Source organism: Pseudacidovorax intermedius (assembly GCF_001476815.1).
Lineage (GTDB): Bacteria > Pseudomonadota > Gammaproteobacteria > Burkholderiales > Burkholderiaceae_C > Xenophilus > Xenophilus intermedius_A.
Map to the genome: position 1 here is coordinate 1 of NZ_LDSL01000281.1, position 527 is coordinate 527.

Consider the following 527-nt stretch of genomic DNA (forward strand, 5'->3'; position numbering starts at 1 on the left):
CCACGAACTCGCCCTTGGCCCAGTCGCCCATGAACTGCATGCCGGCCTCGCCCTTGATGACCATGGCCGTGGCCAGGTTCCAGTCGCGGCCGGAGGCGGCCTTGTCGGTGTAGGGCTTGATGCGCTTGAAGGTCTCGGCGGCCTTGACCATGGTCGGGCTCTTGAGGGCGTCCTGGTCCAGCTGCACCAGCGCCTTGCGGTAGAAGTCGGCGCCGCCTACGCCGAGCACCACCGTCTCGAAGGTGGTGAAGTCCTGCCAGGGCTGGCCGCCGTGGGCCACGGGCGTGATGCCGGCTTTCTGCAGCGCGTCGGCGGTGGCGAAGAACTCGTCCCAGGTGGTGGGCGCCTTGGCCTTGGCCTTCTTCAGCGCCTCGGGGTTGATCCACAGCCAGTTCACGCGGTGCACGTTGACCGGGGCGGCGACGTAGTTGCCCTTGTATTTCATGATGGCGGCCACGGTGGGCGGCAGCGCGGCGTCCCACTTGTTGGCCTTGGCCACGCCGTCGATGCTGGTCAGCACGCCCTCG

The 527-nt window shown here is 67.9% G+C and carries 1 protein-coding gene; it reads right to left on the reverse strand.

Translation table 11 applies throughout. The annotated features are described in order from the left end of the window. Positions 1 to 527, reverse strand: a 527-nt coding sequence (locus NS331_RS25240; RefSeq protein WP_153013072.1) for an ABC transporter substrate-binding protein, incomplete at both ends; no start/stop codon positions are given.